The sequence below is a fragment of the Candidatus Margulisiibacteriota bacterium genome, from assembly GCA_028706105.1.
Lineage (GTDB): Bacteria > Margulisbacteria > Riflemargulisbacteria > GWF2-35-9 > DYQY01 > DYQY01.
Genome location: JAQWCF010000032.1, coordinates 1 through 19,896, shown reverse-complemented (window position 1 = coordinate 19,896; position 19,896 = coordinate 1). Strand labels below are relative to the sequence as shown.

At 34.0% G+C, this 19,896-nt stretch carries 20 protein-coding genes, 2 tRNA genes and 1 pseudogene; 7 read left to right on the top strand and 16 right to left on the bottom strand.

Going from position 1 to position 19,896, the window contains the following annotated elements:
- Both PHF25_04835 and PHF25_04830 read right to left on the bottom strand, forming a co-directional pair.
- The coding region (locus tag PHF25_04835; GenBank protein ID MDD4527347.1) for a hypothetical protein at positions 1-323 on the bottom strand (323 nt) is incomplete at its 3' end.
- Between the two features lie 58 nt (positions 324-381).
- Complete coding sequence (locus PHF25_04830) at positions 382-1,245, bottom strand: tetratricopeptide repeat protein (GenBank protein ID MDD4527346.1); 864 nt, start codon at positions 1,243-1,245, stop codon at positions 382-384.
- A 338-nt stretch (positions 1,246-1,583) separates the two neighbouring features.
- Between PHF25_04830 and PHF25_04825 the strand changes: the two genes are divergently transcribed.
- The 3 genes from PHF25_04825 (at position 1,584) to PHF25_04815 (ending at position 2,428) form a co-directional block, all read left to right on the top strand.
- A tRNA-Lys gene (locus PHF25_04825) sits at positions 1,584-1,659 on the top strand.
- A gap of 78 nt (positions 1,660-1,737) precedes the next feature.
- Positions 1,738-1,814: transfer RNA gene (locus PHF25_04820), tRNA-Asp, on the top strand.
- Between the two features lie 356 nt (positions 1,815-2,170).
- Positions 2,171-2,428: a hypothetical protein gene (locus PHF25_04815; GenBank protein ID MDD4527345.1), complete on the top strand. Its 258-nt coding sequence runs from the start codon at positions 2,171-2,173 to the stop codon at positions 2,426-2,428.
- A gap of 240 nt (positions 2,429-2,668) precedes the next feature.
- Here the strand turns inward: PHF25_04815 and PHF25_04810 are convergent, their stop codons facing one another.
- Complete coding sequence (locus PHF25_04810; GenBank protein MDD4527344.1) at positions 2,669-2,989, bottom strand: hypothetical protein; 321 nt, start codon at positions 2,987-2,989, stop codon at positions 2,669-2,671.
- An 84-nt stretch (positions 2,990-3,073) separates the two neighbouring features.
- Positions 3,074-3,352: pseudogene (locus tag PHF25_04805) on the bottom strand (tyrosine-type recombinase/integrase).
- 185 nt (positions 3,353-3,537) lie between these two features.
- Here PHF25_04805 and PHF25_04800 point away from each other — a divergent pair.
- Positions 3,538-3,924, top strand: a complete 387-nt coding sequence (locus tag PHF25_04800; protein ID MDD4527343.1) for a pyridoxamine 5'-phosphate oxidase family protein — start codon at positions 3,538-3,540, stop codon at positions 3,922-3,924.
- Positions 3,925-3,965: 41 nt separating this feature from the next.
- On the opposite strand, the gene PHF25_04795 is transcribed toward PHF25_04800, so the two are convergent.
- The 7 genes from PHF25_04795 to PHF25_04765 all read right to left on the bottom strand — a co-directional run bounded on the left by PHF25_04795 (position 3,966) and on the right by PHF25_04765 (position 13,398).
- On the bottom strand, positions 3,966-5,567 hold the full coding sequence (locus PHF25_04795; protein ID MDD4527342.1) for a hypothetical protein: 1,602 nt from the start codon (positions 5,565-5,567) through the stop codon (positions 3,966-3,968).
- A gap of 398 nt (positions 5,568-5,965) precedes the next feature.
- Positions 5,966-6,478, bottom strand: a complete 513-nt coding sequence (locus tag PHF25_04790; GenBank protein ID MDD4527341.1) for a dihydrofolate reductase — start codon at positions 6,476-6,478, stop codon at positions 5,966-5,968.
- Between the two features lie 12 nt (positions 6,479-6,490).
- A complete protein-coding gene (gene thyA, locus PHF25_04785; GenBank protein MDD4527340.1) occupies positions 6,491-7,357 on the bottom strand; it encodes a thymidylate synthase in 867 nt (288 codons plus the stop codon).
- Between the two features lie 77 nt (positions 7,358-7,434).
- Positions 7,435-7,677, bottom strand: coding sequence for a LapA family protein (locus PHF25_04780; GenBank protein ID MDD4527339.1), 243 nt, complete (start codon positions 7,675-7,677; stop codon positions 7,435-7,437).
- 210 nt (positions 7,678-7,887) lie between these two features.
- Positions 7,888-11,088, bottom strand: coding sequence for an efflux RND transporter permease subunit (locus tag PHF25_04775; protein ID MDD4527338.1), 3,201 nt, complete (start codon positions 11,086-11,088; stop codon positions 7,888-7,890).
- Complete coding sequence (locus tag PHF25_04770; GenBank protein MDD4527337.1) at positions 11,088-12,662, bottom strand: TolC family protein; 1,575 nt, start codon at positions 12,660-12,662, stop codon at positions 11,088-11,090. Before PHF25_04770 ends, PHF25_04775 begins: the two co-directional genes overlap by 1 nt.
- On the bottom strand, positions 12,655-13,398 hold the full coding sequence (locus tag PHF25_04765) for a TetR family transcriptional regulator (protein ID MDD4527336.1): 744 nt from the start codon (positions 13,396-13,398) through the stop codon (positions 12,655-12,657). The genes PHF25_04770 and PHF25_04765 overlap by 8 nt, the downstream gene beginning before the upstream one ends.
- 183 nt (positions 13,399-13,581) lie before the next feature.
- Between PHF25_04765 and PHF25_04760 the strand changes: the two genes are divergently transcribed.
- Both PHF25_04760 and PHF25_04755 read left to right on the top strand, forming a co-directional pair.
- Positions 13,582-13,845, top strand: a complete 264-nt coding sequence (locus tag PHF25_04760) for a GIY-YIG nuclease family protein (protein MDD4527335.1) — start codon at positions 13,582-13,584, stop codon at positions 13,843-13,845.
- A 49-nt stretch (positions 13,846-13,894) separates the two neighbouring features.
- A complete protein-coding gene (locus tag PHF25_04755; protein ID MDD4527334.1) occupies positions 13,895-14,749 on the top strand; it encodes a ribonuclease H-like domain-containing protein in 855 nt (284 codons plus the stop codon).
- A gap of 1 nt (position 14,750) precedes the next feature.
- On the opposite strand, the gene PHF25_04750 is transcribed toward PHF25_04755, so the two are convergent.
- The 4 genes from PHF25_04750 to rfbA form a co-directional block, all read right to left on the bottom strand.
- Positions 14,751-14,876, bottom strand: coding sequence for a hypothetical protein (locus tag PHF25_04750; protein ID MDD4527333.1), 126 nt, complete (start codon positions 14,874-14,876; stop codon positions 14,751-14,753).
- Between the two features lie 148 nt (positions 14,877-15,024).
- Positions 15,025-15,603 (bottom strand): YdcF family protein, encoded by a 579-nt coding sequence (locus tag PHF25_04745; GenBank protein ID MDD4527332.1) that lies wholly within the window; start codon positions 15,601-15,603, stop codon positions 15,025-15,027.
- Between the two features lie 117 nt (positions 15,604-15,720).
- On the bottom strand, positions 15,721-16,905 hold the full coding sequence (wecB, locus tag PHF25_04740) for a UDP-N-acetylglucosamine 2-epimerase (non-hydrolyzing) (protein ID MDD4527331.1): 1,185 nt from the start codon (positions 16,903-16,905) through the stop codon (positions 15,721-15,723).
- On the bottom strand, positions 16,902-17,774 hold the full coding sequence (gene rfbA / locus PHF25_04735) for a glucose-1-phosphate thymidylyltransferase RfbA (GenBank protein ID MDD4527330.1): 873 nt from the start codon (positions 17,772-17,774) through the stop codon (positions 16,902-16,904). Before rfbA ends, wecB begins: the two co-directional genes overlap by 4 nt.
- 145 nt (positions 17,775-17,919) lie before the next feature.
- Between rfbA and PHF25_04730 the strand changes: the two genes are divergently transcribed.
- Complete coding sequence (locus PHF25_04730; protein MDD4527329.1) at positions 17,920-18,060, top strand: hypothetical protein; 141 nt, start codon at positions 17,920-17,922, stop codon at positions 18,058-18,060.
- On the opposite strand, the gene tilS is transcribed toward PHF25_04730, so the two are convergent.
- On the bottom strand, positions 18,041-19,896 hold a 1,856-nt coding region (gene tilS / locus PHF25_04725), incomplete at its 5' end, for a tRNA lysidine(34) synthetase TilS (GenBank protein ID MDD4527328.1). The genes PHF25_04730 and tilS overlap by 20 nt on opposite strands.

The window sequence follows — 19,896 nt, the reverse complement described above, 5'->3', positions numbered from 1 at the left end:
TTATTAGTTCTTTCTTGAAGCATTTTGTCTACGTATTTAAAATTCCTTTCCAACAAAATAAAATTAGAGCTAACTAATTGGTCAGCCATGTTACTATCAAGGAACGTTGCCCAAGAATCATTTTCTGGATCATCCATATTATATAAATAAATGCTACTACCTAAAGGAATTGCTGTTTCTAAATGGTCTTTTATCTGTAAATTACTCATAACCCCATCAACAAAAGATTGATCTATCTGAGCGCTAAAGTTTTCCAGCTCCTGACAACCAGTAAAGACTATTAATATTAATATTAATAGAATTGATAATATAATTTTTTTCATATAACCCCTCATCCCTACCCTAATTGTGATTACATTAAGGCTCAACGTCAATATCTAACTAAAAAGAAAAGCGTGCTTTTGTCGTATTTCCCTGAAAAGCAGAAGATTCTTTTCTAAGCATACTTGGATTCAATGTAGGTATCTCGCTAACAAACTCTTCGTTTTTAGATAAAACCACTTCCTTAACAGCCGTCGTTTTTGTTTTATTAACTAAAGTATTCATCGATACAGCAGAAATATCATTAGCAAGACTTGCTTTAATTGTTTTTTTGGTTGAATTAATAGCAGGAACAACAGTCACTTCTTCTGTTTTATTAATCAATTTTTTATGTTTAAGGTTCACCAACAAGTCATAATACTCTTTATCCGGCTTTACCAACCTTAACTCTTCACTCCCTAAAATAGAAAGAGAGTTATCATAGGGTTTAAGTTTAACAGCATAATCTAACTCAGCTCTGGCCTTACTTAACTCCCCCAGTCCTATCAAAGAACGAAGATGCCAGACATGATACTTAGAAACCTCTGAATCTAGCAAAATCGCCTGCCAATAATTATCTTTTGCAGTTTGATAGTCGCCTTTCATATAAGCGAAGTACCCTTTATGATAATACATTTCTGCTACTTTTTTATATCCTCGGACATACTCTACTTGTTCTAATAATTCTTTAGCCTCAGTATCCTCAGGATTCAACTTTACAGCCTTAATAAGTGTGTCTATGGCCTTTTTCTGATCACCTAAATAAAAACATGACTTTCCTATCCAAAGTGTAGTTTTATAATCTTCTGGCGTTTCAGCTAAAAGTTTTTGAAAAATATCTATCGCCTGCTGATAATCACCAACGACAAACTTGTTGTACCCATCCTGAAATGTCACGGAATAAGCCAAACTAATAAATAAAAATATGAATATGTGTCTTCTCATTTGTCTTCTCTATTTTAAATTTTAGCATCGTTTTTTTGTTTTGGTCAGTGTTTCCAAAAACATCGCGAAATAATTGCTTGAGCATATTAATTAAAGCAAGTATAATAATTGAGCCTAAAATCAAGGTAACAATTCTGTAGTACAGATAATATAAGGAGTTTTTATGGGTAGCGTACTTAAAAAAAGACGCAAAAAAATGAGAAAACATAAAAGGAAAAAATACGGAACAACCTAGTTTTGACCTTTTTAATTTCCTGTTTTACAGGTTGCTTCTAGCTTTTTAATAATAAGACTCTGTGTCTTAGGCTTTTGTATAGTTTATTTATATCAAATTAGATGATCTGGTAGCTCAGTCGGTAGAGCACCTGACTTTTAATCCGGTGGCCGTGGGTTCAAGTCCCACCCAGATCACCATTCCTTACATGGAATACGTAAATCATTTAATAGCTTGGCAAAAAATAATTTGATATAATCTTTTAAAGTTTATTTTTCGGGGGCGTAGCTCAGTTGGTTAGAGCGCCTGCCTGTCACGCAGGAGGTCGACGGTTCGAGCCCGTTCGTCCCCGCCACTTTTTCGAAGAAAAATGTGGCGGTTAATGATTCCTTACTTTATCAATCAATCCTAATAATACAATTAATTATCTTATTATAAGTTCTCATACTTGGACGATCGAGGCGAGAACCGAGGTTCAGTTACAACTCCGCTTAACGAGCGAGTTTACGCTGAGCGTAGTCGAAGCGAGTTTAGCGGTTGTCCCTAGCACGAAGTGCGAAGGTGCCCGTTCGTCCCCGCCATTATCTATAAGGGTTCTGGCGATTTCCCAATTTTGAAAAATTCAATAAAGTAACATACAGGTAACAGTTTGTTATTTTTTATTCTAATATTTGTTATACTATACTTAAACATTTTAAAAAGAGGTTTATAATGGCATCTTGCTATGTATGTGGGAAATCTATACCAAAAGGTGAAGAATGTCGTAGAGAAGTTAACACTGGACATAGTTTTGGTTGGTCTTTCGGTAAAAGAATAGTTCCTTCAACAAGAAATTATTATAGCAAGAGAACCTTATGCCCAGAATGTGCTAATAATCATGATACCTCAGCTGGCATAGGTTGTCTTGTTGCTATAGTTGTTTTTTGTATTTTTTGTTTATTTTCGCTTATCAACAGTTGCGCTGGCTAAAAAATACAGTTAACGCCTTAACGTATTGTTAACAACACTTTAATATTTTAATACTTCTGCTTCTTTGGGATAATTCCATTCAAGGTACCAGTAGGGTCATCCATGTCACCTTTTTTCTTGGAATTAAGTGGATGTTACAATGTTTGATAGTTTGACCTGCCATCTATCCAGTATTTATATTAAATATAACAAAATTCTATTAAAATATGCAGGATAGCTTATTATTAATAACCTAAAATATTAAAAATAATTCAACTGTTGAGACTTGTCAGAATTAAATTCATTTAGCTTTCTGTTAATGTACTTCACGACATCATGTTTTATAACATCTTGAGTAACATCTTTGTATTCGGAATAAACACGTTGAGCTGCTTTTGACGCATTAGATAATCCAGGGTTCCCATCTAAAGCTGCAAAATTACTTATAGCCATTTTCATACTACCCTTTGTAATGCCTAATATCTTACAAATAGAATCTTCGGGATATCCTAAACCTTGATTTTGAAACTTGTATAAATAAAAAGCTACTAAAACATCTTCTTTTGTCCATGAATGATGCATATGAAACTCTCCTAGAATTACGTACTTCAATATAATCATACCTAAATATTTCGTTTTTTACTATAAAATATATCGTCAAATTTACTAAGAACTTGACACAGCAAACAATCCATCCAACTTCTGAATTTGGTCAGACTTAAATGTTTGATTTAAATGTGTATAGATTTCTGTTGTTGTTACCCTTGAATGACCAAGAAACTCTTTTACTGAAAGAATATCAATTCCATTAAGAATACAATGAGAAGCAAATATATGTCTAAGAGTATGGATATTTACGTTTTCGATACCTAGGTCATCCATAAGCCTAGAAAATGCTCTCCTGATGCATATAATGTGACTATCATCTCGATTGCATAGAACATAGACACGCTGATGTTCGTTCCTTGGGAATACACAACCTCTTTTTCATCAACACTCCCCTACTTATAAGACATTCTAATATATTAATTAGTAACTAATAACTATAAAACATAGAATTAATAAAGAATGCCAAGATGATTTCATCGCTAAACAATAGCGAATTTTTGAATTAAAAAAGGAGATGGCTTATGATAAAAATACCACAAGAAGTTAAATTTGCGATAGAAAAAACATATCCCATTTGTATCGCCACTGCTAACAATGAAGGTATCCCAAATATAATATATGTAGGGTTTTTAAAATGCCTAAATGATACAACCATCGTTATAGCTGACAACAAATTTGCAAAAACAAAAAATAATATATTAGCTAATTCAAATATTTCAATTGTTGTACTTGACCCTGATACAAGAAAATCATATCAATTAAAAGGAAAAACAGAATATATAGAAAATGGCGAAAAGTATCAATATGTCGTTGATTGGGTACAAAACAAAAGGGCTGACATTTATCCTAAAGGTGCTGTATATGTAACCATCACTGAAATATTTTCTGGAGATAAGAAAATAGCTTAAGAATTAACTTAATGTTTTGAGCTATAGAAAAAAGTTAATATCTATTTCCAAAATGGTTCTTGCTCCCAACCTTCAAGGTAATCAAGGTATTCCTTGTTTTCTAAAAGATTTTCAGCGGGAGGGAAATCACTTAAATCTTTAAAGGCCCAAAAAGGAGATTTCAGGACAGCTTCTCTGTTTTTTTTACCACTAAATGAATGCTCACATGAATCTAGCACAACAAAGCTTCGTTTCTTTGATTTGTCAGCCTGATAATAGAACCAAGCTGCTTGTTTCGGGAAAACAACTTGGTCATTATCGCCTGTAACAATATACAACTCGCCTGTGAATCGATTGAGACTGTGTTTTGTTTTTGCTGTGTCCGAATCATGTGATGGGGCAAGCAATAAAAGCTTTTTTACCTGGCTATAGTCAGCTGCAATAGAAGCTATAGCACTTGCTCCAGAAGAATATCCCATAAGATAAATGTCTGGATTAGCGCTTCCACAGATATCCTCAGCATTCTCTATAATATAATCCATAAAATGGCTAACGAAATAATCATTAAACTCATGAAAATGTCCTTCTTCTGTTTGCAGTCCGTTGCATCTAACAACTGCTCCAATCCTTTTATTACTCATCAAATTTGCCATTTGTTGATAAGGGATATCGCCACCTGAAAGTTCTTCTTTAGCAGCTGGATAAATTCCTATAATTACAGGGCTAGCTACGGGGTGAATAGCCAGATGGAATTTATAATTTATGTTTTCATACTTCTTCTTAACATTGATGATTCTATAAAGTGGAGTGCTTATCTCCTTATCAATATCTATGATAGATTTTTTTTGAAGTTTAGTCTTTTTGCTTTTTTCCATATTATAAAACGAAGACACATAGGACAATCCAATAACTGTGGAATCAAAAATAAATCCTTCGTCATACATTGAAAATCCACTTAGTTTGGCATCAAACGTAATTCGTTTATTATTATTTTTATTAAATTTTATGACACCAAACTCTGTGTCTAAGCCATCGTCCTCAACTATATTTGTATATAGATGAACGCTATAACTTACCTCGGGATTGTTATTTTGAACCTTCCACTCTTGAATAAAGGAAGCAAATTCCTTGTTTCCAACCTCTTCATTTCTGTTCATATCTTTGTTTTTTTCAGAAAAAAACATTAGATAACCTGGAAAGTGGATAAAGGCTTTACCATTATTAGCTAAAAGTTGATTATATATTTTTTCCAAACATTCTAATTTATACCAAATGTATTGGAAGGTATAAACAGAAATAATAATATCAAAGGGCTTATTCTTTCCTAACTCATACTGCGTTAATCCTTTATTAATAAAAGATTTTTTGGGTATATACAGAGGATCATAGACATTTACACCAAGACCATAGATTTCAAATTTATTTTTCAATCCATTCTTTTCAAGTTCAATTTTCAGTTGATTCAACGCAAAACCGTTTCCACAACCGATATCTAAAATTCGAATAGTTGATTTCTTGAGTGCTGCTAAATCTAAACATTCTTTCACTAAATTGACATTCAAAATTTGATTATAACCATAATCACCATACAAGGACCTATTATGTGTCCTGCAAATATTTAACTCATGTACTTTCTTGGCTAATTCTTTTTCTGATTTTGGCATAATTTAACCTTATCTTTTATTTTATTTTCAGTCAATTTTAGTGACAATTAATACTAACAAAGAATTTGCTTTATTTAAACATAAGCTAGTCAACATATTGTAATCTATTTATGGGTAATTTTCTTCCCACCACTGCGTGGAGCCAAATGCTCAAAAATTACTACAAAGGCATCTTACTCAAATTACGCAATCAACTTAAATTCTTTATTTTAAAATCAAGCATAGTAAATTTAGCGGTCACTGAGGTTCTCGCGGTCACTGAGGTTCTCGAAGTGTAAGCAAATAAAAAAAGATTCTTCCTCCTTCATAAAATTATGGCTGACAAATAAGTTCAATTAATGGAAGAAATAATCGACACAAACATCCATACTTATCTCAAAAAAGCTACCTTATTACTATTAAATTCGTTTATACTCAATAAACGAGAATTCTATTTCAGTGTTACTAATAGAGTCCAGACCAGTATGCCTTTCAGAAGACACTTCCTGCCACTGGCTCCAATCAACAGTTGGGAAAGAAACTTCGCCTTCGATGTCTCTATGTAATCTAGTTAACAAGAAAGTATCTGCTATTTCTAGCCCTAATTTATAAATACTAGAACCACCTGTTATAAAAACTTTTTCTTCATTGTTTTGCTTACAGTAATCAATCGCTGCATTAAAATCATTAAAAATAGTCGTTCCTGCTGGCTGATACTCTTTGTTGAAAGTAAGTACAATATTTTCTCTATTTGGTAATGGTCTAGACTTCTCGGGCAAGGATTCATAACAAACATCACTCATAACACAAGGGTGACCAATAGTGTGCTTTTTGAAATGCAAAAAATCCTCACGGATTCTCCAAGGGATATCATTACCTTTTCCGATAATATTATTTTGTGCTACTGCTACAATCACAATTACTTCAGTCATAAACTCTCCTTTTTATACCGCAATCTCAAACGCAATACGTGGGTGATGCTCGTAATTCTCTACGATAGAATCTGTGTACTCCCAATCATAAATAGTTGTAAATTTATTCGTCACCAGCTTTGGTAAAGTTTTTACAGCACGACTAAGCTGTTCTTTCAGTCCCTCTATATGGTTACAATAAATATGCGTATCAGCCAAAAAGCCTACAAGCTTGCCCTCTTCTAGCCCTACTTCTTTGGCTAACAAATGCAATAAAAGCGCATAGCTAGCAATATTAAAGGGTAGACCTAAGGCTATATCAACAGATCTTTGATTCCATAAAAGGTTAAGTTTATTATTGATTACAGTAACTTGAAACGAATAATGACAGGGAGGTAACGCCATTTCTGGAAAATCTACAGGGTTCCAAGCTGACACAATCATTCTTCTATCATCTGGATTGGTTTTTAGCTTCTCTATTAGGTTTTTTAGCTGATCAATGCCTTTGCCCTGTGGCGAGCTATCAAAGCTCTGATATTTCGCTCCAAAGTTGCGCCACTGCCAACCATAGATGGGTCCAAGCTCTCGTTCTTCCATCATTTTGGCTAAAGTTGCTTCATCATGACCATAGGCAACCTTTAACGGACTACACCATTCATTCCAAATGTGATTATTACGTGCTTTTAACCATTCCTTGTCTGTAATGCCTTTAATGAAAAACTCTAGTTCTGAAGCCACTAAACGTAAAGGAACAGACTTAGTCGTAAGCAAAGGGAATCCATCACTCATATTATGTTCAAACATTGCTCCAGCTGAAGCAACTGCATCTTTTCCAGTACGATTTCCTTTTAGTTGTCCTTCGGCTAGAACCTTTGAAACTATCTCTAAATATGCTTTCATATGTTATCAATTCTCAGGCTATTTTAAATTTAGTTCAAGAGCTAATAATACCGATAGTATTTAATGTAAGCTATAGATTATAGATTCTCATTTTGTTGAGGTTCAATGGTAGACCTATTTGGCACTCTTTTTTTATTAAAGCTAGCGAACAGAACACCCAAGAAAAAGCCAATCGCAATTAAACCCAAAACCAAAAGCACACGAGGAATAGCCAAAGCCCAAAACAAAAAAACAATTTCAACTGTTACCGCATTCTGAATTGCGAAGATAACAATTAAAGCAACAACAAAAAAAGTAATAATAGATTTAATAGTTTTCATGTTACAACCTTTTACTTAGGTTTCTTTTCCTTAAGAAATAGAACTGTTTTAGTTCAAGCATAGCTTACAATATGAAACACGCATTATCAATAAAAACTTGTACTCACTCAGAAAATATTTGTAAATTACAGGTTTAATACTTCACTTTATCCAGCCGATACTCTTTTTCTAATCGATGGATGACCACCGATTAGAAAAAATTAAATCATTTCAGAAACAACCGTTTTTTTTGTCTTTGTCTATTCCATTCAGCTCTATAAGTGTTGTTCTTCCTTCGACTCCAAATAAAGATAGAAACTTAGCCACAACAAATTTAAGGTCTTCTGCCATGTGGTAAAAACAAGGAACAAATAATAAGGTAATTATCGTAGCAAAAATCAGACCATAACCAAAAGCTAACCCAAGTGGTGCTACAAACATATCCACGCCACCAAGACCATAAATAGTTGGAACAAGACCAAGAACTGTTGTCCCACTAGTAAGTAATACAGGCCTAAACCTTAAAGCTCCACCCTCTACTAATGCATCCTTTAAGCTCATACCGTCACGTCTTAAATTATTAATAAACTGCACTAAAACTAAAGTATTACTAACAATAACACCTGCCAAACTAAATACGCCTAAAATACTCATAAAGGACAAAGGCATCCCATGTGAAACAAGTGCTAACAATACGCCGATGATCGAAAAAGGGATACAGATCATTACAACTACTGGCAATAATAGAGAATTGAAAAACATGGCAAGAAGAACATAAATAACACCAAGAGCAATAAGAAAAAGCTTTCCTAAATTAGACATGCTCTTTTGAGTGTCTTCCTGCTCACCACCATAGTTAATAACAACCTCAGGGTATCTTTCATTTATACCTTTAAACTGTGCAGCTAACATCCTATTAACCTTCAAGGAAGTAATAACTTCTTGTTTAACATTAGCCTGAACCTTGACAACTCTTGTGTAATTTTTGCGATTAATATTTGAAAATCCTTTTTCTTTAGTATAATTAGTGACCTTGTTTAGCTCTATTAAGCCACCATACATATTTGCAACAACTACATCCTCTAAACTTTCGCTAGACCTTAGAGCCCAATCAGGGAATCTAACTCTAATATCAATCTCTTCATCACCTTTACGAATAGTGGTTGCTGCTACTCCTTTAAACGAAGTAAGCAGCGCCTGTGCAACATCCGCAACTGAAAGTCCTGTTTGCGCAGCGACTTCTTCATTAATTGTATAACGAAACTCCTGTTTCCCTTCCTCTAAATCAATTTTGATATCAGTAACACCTGGGATAGACTTCAAGTAAGCGAAATACTCATCCGCTATTTTCTTGCTAACGTCCAAGTTGTCATTAAGGATTTCAACATTAATAGCTTTGCCTACTGGCATTCCCATCAGTACTTCCTCAAACTTAACATCCAAACTTTTATTAATTATCCCCTCTGCTTTAGCTTTCATAAACTTCTGCCTTAGTTCATTAATTATTTCAGCTCCAGACCTATCTCTATCATTTACGGGTGTTAAGTTAACGATAATAGTTGCCTTATGTGTCCCATCTTTTGGAGAAATATCCATACCTCTAGATTCTTCTATCCCAATTCTAGTATGTGTTGATTCAACATCTTGGGATGCAAGTGTTGCCACAATATCTTCAACTACACTTGTGTATTTTTTTGTTGTCTCTAAATTTGTCCCTAACGGCATCCTGACCTGAACCTTAATTCCTTCTGCAGCGCTTGGTAAAAAAACAAAATCCATATGTTTACCAGCAAGTTGTAATGAAAAAATTAGCAAAGCAATAAGTGCAACAACAGCAAGGTAGCGAAACTTAATCATGTTTGCCAAAAACCTTCTATAAGGAGTACTTTTTGTGCTTTGTTTTTCTTTTAGTTTTTGTTTTGCTTTTATCTGTTTTGGAGTAACTCGAGCAAATGAATCTAAAAAATTTGGCAAAACGAAGACAGCACACAGCCAAGAGGCTGTTAAACAAATAATTATAACCATTGGAATAGCATAGATTGCCTTTCCTACTAGCCCCGTCATAAACAAAAGAGGAGAGAACGCAGCAACTATACACAACATAGTCACAGTCATAGCGGACAATACTTCTGCTACTCCTTTGGTGACAGCTTCTCTTCGCTCCATGCCATTCTCTAGATGCCGATAAGTGTTCTCGGCAACAACAATGGAAAAGTCTACAATCATCCCTAAAACCATCACAAGGGCAAACATACTAATAACATTTAATGAAATACCCTGGTTGCTCATTACCATAAAGGAAAGCATGAACGCAATAGGAATGCTTACACTAACAATAAGCGCCATTCTAAGTCCTAATAATAAAACTAAAATTACAGCAAGTAGCAAGAACCCAGCCGTCGCATTAGTTACTAATGAGGATAATCTAGATTTTACAAACCTACTTTGATCATTAAAAATAGCAATAGTCACATCTTCTGGTAAATTTTCTTTAAATTGTTCAATATGCTCAATAATCTCTTTATTCAAGTTCATCAAATCCATGCTTTGTTTTTTCTTTAGTTTTAAAACAATCGCATCTTTATTGTTAACTCGTTCAAAAATATCAGCTTCTTCAAATGTATCCTTAACTTTGGCGATATCTTTTATTTTTGTAACAAACCCAGCATCATTAGCAAATAAAATAGTATTCTCAACTTCTTCAACAGTTTTATATTGTCCTATTGTTCTTAAAATATATTCATTCTCACCTATGCGCAACGACCCACCAGGCATATCAATATTTCTTCCTTGTAATTTATGAATTGTAGTATTTAAACCCACTCGATATTTTTTTAAAGCTGCCGGCGATATCTCAACTAAAAACTCTCTGTCCTGATATCCCAGTTTATCTATGTCTGCCACTCCCTCGATCAGCAAAAGCTCGCTCTCCAGCTTTTTAGCTGTATCTCTAATTACTCTATAAGCATCATCTCCGCTTTTGTCACTCATAATTGCAATATCAATCGCTGGTATTTTTTCTGAGGTGATTTCCTCAACTTCTGGAGCCAAAGTACCGCTTGGTAAATTTGAAAAACTACCTATCACATCTTTTATTTCTGTAATAGTTTCTTTGTATTTCTCTTTAGTAAGCTGATCATTAATGTAGGCCACTACAACTGAAACGTTCTCAATATTAAACCCTTCAATTTTATCGATATTATTAACTTCACGAAGCTTCTTCTCTATCGGTATAGTAATTAGCTTTTCCACCTCATCTGGAGAACCACCTGGATAGATGGTTGTAGTAATAACCATGTCCAAATTAACTGTAGGAAATGCCTCTCTATTAAGATTGGTCACGGTTATAAAACCGGCAATCAATAACACTGCCACTATCAAATTAATTATCAACTTTTCTTTAATAAAAAACTCAATCATTTTGCAAATCATTATTTATTCTCCTCCATAAAACTATTTATATACGCATTTGTGTCGACCTTATAGGTGTCAAAAATCGTATTTGTGACAAGATCAAGCTGAATAAGTGACAAGTTATAACCTAGAAGAACTTTAGTATAACCTTTTCTAGTGTTTATCATCATATCTATGGCATCTTTGATGCTCAAAATATTAATTCTTCCTTGTTCAAGCTTCTTAATGGTCTCGCTATAATAAATCTGAGCTTCCTCGTTAGCTTTTTTAGCATTGACTAAGCTCTGATACAAACTATCTATCTGCTCTGTTGCGTTTAAAACTTCAATTTGAATCTGTCTTGTTAGCAACTCTTTTTGTAATTTTACTTGTTCATATTGAATCATTGCATCTCTAAGTTTTATTTTTGTATTCTTGTCATCAAGTAACATGGTGATAGCAAATTTAACTTCCTGATTAGAATATTTTAAGGAAGCTGCATCACCAAAGGCTTTGGAAAAACTTTCATCATCTCCAAGTCCGGTTAACTGATAGGAAAGTTTAGCCTCAGGCATCAATTCATTTTTCAAAATAGCTATATTCTTTGAAGCAGACTCAAGAGCAAGATTTACTTGTAAATAATCCGCTCTATTTGCATAAGCTGTCTCTAATAATTTAGCAACATTTAAAACAGGTTTAGTTTCATTTAAGTAGATAAATTTTAGTTTCGTTTTTTCTCCGATAGGCAAGCTCAGTGTTTGTAGTAAATTTCTAGCGGAACTATTATAAGCAAAGCTGTCTAACTTTAAGGTTGACTGTGTGCCATAAATTAAAGCATTAAACTGGTTACTATAGTAACTTTCCAATGTACCCAGCTCTATATTTTTAGCAACAGCCTGATTGATTTTTTTATACTCATTAAACTGGATGGTTGTATCACAAATATTTCTATATTTTTCTATCAAATCCCAATAATCAAAAAGTGCTTTAGCAAAAAGCCTAGAAACATCATACTTGGCGAGCGCCTTTTTCGTTTCTGTTTGATTAGCAAGAATTTCTTCCAGATTTTTATCATTGATGCCAAAGTTATTTTTAAGTAACGCTTGTTGAAATTGAACAAAAACGATTGGTTTCTGCTTGGCTGGATCAGCGGAAACTTTAAAAGGGGGCAACGCCGAATCATTAGCATCAGAATAAGTGTTACCCATCCCCAAAGCCATTGTAGTCCCTGTGTTAAACTTTTTTCCATAAGAGACTACATTAGAAAACTCTACAATATCTGTGCCTGTGAATGCTGATAAGCCACCATTGGGAATTAAGCTATGCGTATAACCAGAATCAAAACGCACAAATGGAGAATAATTAGTCTGATATTTTTGTTCATCTGAGTCACTCATCAAATACTGAAGTATGGCTGCTTTTACAAGAGCATTATCTTTAAGCGCCTCTTTTAAACTATTGGTTACATTCAATTTATTGGAATGATCAATGATAATTTCATTACTATTATTTGGGTTTGGGTTAGTATAATTCAAATAACTCTCCAACCCTTTATCAACTTGATAAGAAAAGGCGACACTGATTATTAACGGAATTAACACTTTTTTATTCATTACTTTTTTTCTCCTTTGTTGCATTTCTAATAATTTTATTTAATCTATCCTCTGACACTTTTGGTAATTTGGGTACAAAAAACGGCTTACCTTCTGGCTGTAAAGTCTTTAAAAAAATTTTAACTATCATATACACAGTTTCATATAAAGAGTTAAAACTAATATTATCTACACAACTAAGCTTTTTTAAATCCCCACTAAAATATTCTTCTAAACTAAAAACATTCATTCCTATCTTAAAAGACAACACGGCATATTCCACATTGCTTACTTCAAAAAATCCTTCTTTAACACCAAGAACTATTAACCCCCGAATGTCCTCTATCTGTTCTAATTTGTGCCTGTAGTTAATTAGCTGTGTTTTAAAAATACTTTCATCGTTGAGCATTTCTCTTAGAATAAGCTTAAAGACATGAACTTCATTACTTACAAGAAATCTACTAGTAGAAAAAAGCATTAATGTTATATAAAGCTTCTGAGCGGTATTCAGTCCATCTTCTTCGAAATCACTAACATATTTGACTAAGTTACTTTCAATAAATGCAACCAAAATATGCTCTAAAACTGACTGAAACAACAAATCCTTGGTTCTGTAGTAATAATGTAGCATTGATTTACTAACCTCTGCCCGTTTCGCAATCATTTCTGTTCTGGCACCACTAAAACCATATTCTGCGAACTCAACAGTAGCGCTATCTAGTATTTTATGTTCTATGCTAATATCTTCCTTCGTCATCTAATACTCCTTAAACCGTTTGGTTCAACCGTTTGGTCGAACCATTAAAAGTATAGTACAAAAAAAAATAGTGTCAATCACCAAAAGGTTAATAATTGCCTCTAGTTGTAGTTATTTTCGTAATCAAATTTAAAAAAATTATTATCCCAGATTAGTCTTGGCTATAACTGCTATAATACCTGTATGTACGTTTATATACTTGAATGCGAAGACAATAGTTATTATGTTGGAATAGCCAAAGATTTACAAAAACGCTTAACAAATCATGGTAAAGGTTCAAAATATACTAAGGCCAAAAAACCAAAACAACTAGTCTATGTTGAAGATGCTGAAAACGCCTATAAGCGCGAACCAGAGATAAAAAAACTAACTCGTCAAAAGAAAACAGAACTTATTCAGTCAGAGTTAAACCAAATTGATAACTATAGAGATATTGTTGTTAGCTAAAGTTTATTTATTAGTTGTTTAGAATTTATCCTCAAAGTATTATAACCATATGCTAAGAAATTCCTTTTGCCACATCCCTGGAATCAGCGAACAAATGGAGATAAAACTTTGGGATTATTGCGTCTTTTCTTGGGAGCATCTAGCTGATGCAGACAAAGCACCAATCCCTCCTGCTAAAATCAAATTACTTAAAAAAGCAATCAATGAATCACAGTCAGCACTTGAAAAGGCCGACCATCTATACTTTAGTCAAGAATTAAACAACAAACAAAGCTGGAGAATTTTTCCACATTTCAAACATAGTGTTGCCTATCTAGACATAGAAACAACGGGACTTAAAGGTAAGTTTGATGATATTACCACGATCGCAATTTACGACGGTAAAAACATTAAATGCTATGTTAATGGCAAGAATCTAAATGAATTTGTTCAAGACATAAAAAAATATGACTTACTGGTTACCTACAACGGAAAATGTTTTGATGTCCCTTTTATTGAAAGTTACTTTAATATCAGCCTCCACACCCACTCCCATATTGACTTGCGTTATATTTTGCATAGTTTGGGCATTAAGGGCGGACTTAAAGGCTGTGAGCGTTATTTCGGCATCTCTCGTCAAGAACTGGAAGGCATGGACGGGTACTTTGCCATATCATTATGGAATGACTACTGTCGTACCCAGAATCCTCGAACACTAGAGACGCTACTTGCCTATAATGTCGAAGATGTTATCAATCTAGAAACATTAATACATCAGGCTTACAACCTGAAACTTCGAGATATCCCTTTTGCTATACCAAAACTAACTATTCCTTCAAAGCCCAAAAATCCTTATACCCCCGACATGCAAGTTGTTAAAAAATTACTTTCTTTTATGGATTTAAGGCAATTTTATTATCGTTAAATTAAGCGCAAATTAAACTAACTTCTCTGATTATACTAAGTTGATATTCACTAAGAGGCGCTTGCCAAATATTAATCCTAAATCTTAGTATCTCTAATTCTTTTTGAGTTAATTTTTTGATATCCATAACAACACCCCCATGTTTTCTTTTATATTAAGTTATCGAACATAAAAACTATTAATCGCACGAATTATTCTTGGTTCTTTTGCTTAATATCCTCTCAAGCAAAGCATTTATGAGCAATCAAGGGATCTTTTATCAATGATTTAATGTGCTATATCCCATATTTAATTGCATAAAACAGATACTTCAATTGTTCTGAACGAAAGGACAACTGACTAAAAGAATTTTTTTTATATTTAGCATCGCTTACATTGAACTCAGAGCCAACAGCGGGAACAGAAATAAGTTTCTTATCGGGAATAAGCTTATGAAAAGTTTTATAAACTCGATAACTATGATAAGGAGAAGTTACTAAAATAATTTTATGAATATTTTTATCTTTAATAAAGGCCTTTGTAAGCACCGCATCTGTATAAGTTGAAATAGAATTAGAAGTCACAATCAGTTCCACGCCCTTAACTTGAAGTTTTCGGATATATTCGCCCTTATAGTTGTCAATATAGCCACCTGAATAAAAAACAACAGGAGCATATCCCTGCTCTGCTAATTTAAAAGCATGTTCCAGCCTGACCATTTCACCTGAGGGGACAACTATTAAGTCAGCTTTTTCTAGCGGATGACTAAAAATTAACCTTTCTGGTGTAAACGGGAATGAAATTAAAATTCTAGAAACATAAACAATAAAAATAAGTAATAAAAACAATAAAACAAAACGAATCTTTTCCTTCATTATAAATTCCTTTCAATAATACTCTACCTCTCACCTCGATACAATTTTGTGCTCATCGAGCGTTGTCCTGAGTCCGTCGACGTGTGCTTGTGTAGTAATTGTATAGAATGCACGAAATCACTCGGTGACCGAAGCTAATTTCCTTTTCAAATACTCAACTATCCGAAAGCTTGCCTTTCCATCGCCATAAGGATTATAGGCTTTGGACATCTTCTCATAAGCCTGCTTATCTTCCAACAACAAACTCATCTCTGCGACAATTTTTGCCTTATCTGTCCCCACTAACTTAACAGTGCCAGCATCAATTCCTTCTGGACGTTCTGTCGTATCTCTCATAACTAAAACTGGCTTACCCAAACCTGGAGCCTCTTCTTGAATACCACCACTATCGGTCAAAATGATTGTTGCTTGAGACATTAAATAGACAAAAGGCAAATAATCTAAGGGTTCAATCAAATAAACATTCTTGATTCCTTTAAGTATTTGATTCACAGGCTTCCTGACATTAGGATTTAAATGTAACGGATATACAATATCAACATCAGGATACTTTTGGGCAAGTTCTTTGATAGCTTCACAAATATCAAGAAATCCTTGTCCAAAGTTCTCTCGACGATGACCGGTAATCAAAATGAGCTTTGGCACACTTCTATTGAAAGGTGAAGAGTGAAAAGTGAAAAGTTTATCGTAGCCAACATCGGCGATCTGTTTATGTAAAGTATTTTTAAGGTTAAGGTCATTTTCGATTTTATTAGTTACCCAATAAAGAGCATCAATGACTGTGTTGCCAGTAACAACGATATGTTCATTACTTATTTGCTCACCGACTAAACAGTCAGCATTTCTTTGGGTTGGAGCAAAGTGATATCTACAAAGACGGTCAACCATCTGACGATTGGCTTCTTCAGGCCAAGGTGCAGTCAAATTATACGTTCTAAGGCCTGCTTCCACGTGTCCAACCGGTACCTGCTCATAAAAAGCAGCAAGTGTTGCAGACAAAGCAGTGGTAGTATCTCCATGGACTAAAACTAAGTCTGGCTTGTACTCTTTCAACACTGGCCGCAGTTCTAAAAGGACTCGACTAGTAACATCAAATAAATCCTGACCATGCTTCATAATATTTAAGTCATAATCTGGAATAATTTCAAAAACATTTAATACTTGGTCAAGCATTTCTCTGTGCTGAGCAGTAACACATACTTTTATTTCAAACACATCTGGATGCTGCTGAAACTCTTGAACTAGTGGGCACATTTTAATAGCTTCTGGTCTAGTACCAAAGACAGCTAATATTTTCTTCACTTAAGAATCCCTTTTAGATAATCACCATATTGATTACTCTTTAGTTCTTCAGCTAATTTAGAAAGTTGCTCCCTACTTATCCACCCTTTCAAATAAGCTATCTCCTCGATGCAAGATATTTTCACGCCTTGCCTCTCTTCAATTGTTTTAACAAAATAGGCTGCATCCAAAAGGCTTTCATGCGTTCCTGTATCTAACCAAGCAAAGCCTCTACCAAGATTCATCACCTGCAGATTATTGTTTTCAAGATAGATTCTATTCACATCAGTAATCTCTAACTCTCCCCTTGGAGATGGTTTTAAATTTTTAGCTATCTCTACAACAGAATTATCGTATAAATAAAGCCCAACAACTGCATAATTACTCTTTGGCTTCATTGGCTTTTCTTCAATACTAATGGCTTTTCCGTTAGCATCAAACTCAACAACACCATAGCGTTCTGGGTCTTTTACTCTATAACCAAAAACTAATCCACCACCATCTTTTTTGATATTAATAACAGCTTCTTTCAAAAAATTCACAAAATCATGGCCATAGAAAATATTGTCACCAAGAATCATACAAACATCATCTTCACCAATAAAATCTTCACCTAAAATAAACGCTTCCGCCAAACCGTTGGGATTCGCTTGTACTTTATAGCTTATCTTTAAACCATAATCAGAACCATTACCAAAAAAACTTTCGAATCTTGGAATATCTTCTGGGGTGGAAATAATCAGAATATCCCTAATTCCCGCAAGCATCAAAACTGATAAAGGATAATAAATAAGTGGCTTATCGTAAACAGGTAGTAACTGTTTAGACATTACTTTAGTAAGTGGATAAAGTCTGGTGCCTTTGCCTCCGGCTAAAACTATTCCTTTCATATAAAAACCTCCGTTATTTGGTATAGTTTATTCTCGCATATCTTAGCTAATTAGTTCAATGGCAAATAGGTAATACAGTTAGGAAATAAGCACAAAACTTGAAAAGAAATTTATTTAGTATATGATGTATATTAAAGAGATTATTATGCTTAAAAAACTAACAATCATCGAAACAAAGGATCATCGAGAAAAATTTCTCAGTAGCTTAACTAACTTTTCTGGTGAGTTTAAGAAAAAACAACAACCAATAAAAAAAAGAAAAAAACTTAAGAAATTATTGAGTTAACCCAGTCTGAGATTTTATCCTTTTCCTTACCTTCTGGTATAAACTTAAGCACACTTTCTAAATAACCTCTCTCGATTATTAACTGGAGACTTCTATCAAAATTCAAATCATTTAACCAGCCTATAAGCATTAAAAGAAAGTCGTAAGCTGTGCGCATATCCTTATGCTCAACAATCTCACCTTTAAGGATTAAATCTACTGCTTCTGGGGTAAGTTGCTTCTGTGTTGTTAATCCAAAAGTAATAATTGAGGACTCACTGCCATCCCAAGATTCAAAATGATTAATTAATGTTTTGTATATGTCTACTTTATCTGCATCCCTAATAAGTGATGCGTACAATAACTCTAACGGAGAGGCATCGCTAGGTAAACGAAGCTTGTTATGATGCTTAATCGCATACTCAATAAGACAGGCATCTAGCTCGTTAAATTTGTCCAACAAATTATAATTTTCACAAATATCCAAAGCCAATAACGCATGATCTACAGACAATATATCCGCAAAAGTGTTGTATCTCTTCAGCTGCTCAAACCTGCCAATATCATGATACAGAGCTATTGTCTCTGCTAATTGTTTATCTTTCTCCGAAAGACCCTCATGCTCACAGATATCTTTGATAAGAGAAACGACTCTAAAAGTGTGATCTATCTTTAATTTAATATTCTTGTTAAATTCCTTATCATCTTTATAAAAAGACTCTGCATAGTTTATAAACCAGCGGTCTTCTTCCCGTGCACCCTTCCGTCCTTCGGGCATCTTCCCTTCTAAAGGGAAGTTTTCTTGACTATCCGTGACGCACCCTTCCGTCTGATGCAAAGCATCAGACGGAAGGGTGAACTCTATTACTAAAAAGCTCTTCGTCTCTTCTGTAACCTTTACCCTATCATCTATTTCATATCCTACCACCCAAATAATGCCACCAGTATGTTCGACGACTAACACCTCAGCACGTTCCGAAGCAGCAACCTTTTTATCTATAAAATAATCCTTTAATTTCTTACTGCCCTGCATTCCCAGTGGAACAAACGAATCGCCAAACTCTTTATTTCTAATCACCAGAGAATCAACATCAATTTTGTCTGCATCCAAACAAACCGATGACTTCCTGTGCTTATCAACCACACACATTGTGTCTAAATAAATAGTAATTTTCTTATCGTCCACTATATTTTCACCACAAACCAAAGGCGTGCTTATCTTAGTTATCTCTAAATTTGAAACTATTTTAAAAACTTTATACTCTTTAACAAGTGCATAATCTTTACTAATAGAATATTTGATATTAGGTTTCGAACTGTTTAACTGCTCAATAAGCTCCTCCAATAAACCTGTAGTAATACTGATACCCTTTTCAACTAACTTTCTTTTCAAAGACTCTTTTTGTAAAAAGGGATGTAGTTTCTGAAAAAGAAGTAAATTATAAGCATTCCCAATGGATAAGCTCGCATGTAGAACATCCAACTGTTCATCTAAATATGAGCTCATTTCATCAGAAATAGTTTTATACCGTTCAATCGCTTTTTCTAGATTAGGATTCATTATTTTCTTAATCATGGGAATAATAATATTTCGTAATTTATTACGTTTAAAATCAGTTTCAAAGTTTGAAACATCAGTTATAAATTCTAAGGAATTTTGCTCACAATAATCAAATATTTTTTCTTTTGTCTCTTGTAATAAAGGACGTATAACCTCTATTCCGTTAATCTTAATCTTCTCAGCGATTCCTACCCTTAACCCACTTGTGCCAGAAAAAATCTGCATCAACACTGATTCTACTTGATCGTCCAAATGATGAGCAGTAACCACTTTGGGTTTTAGCTTTTGGCTTTTAG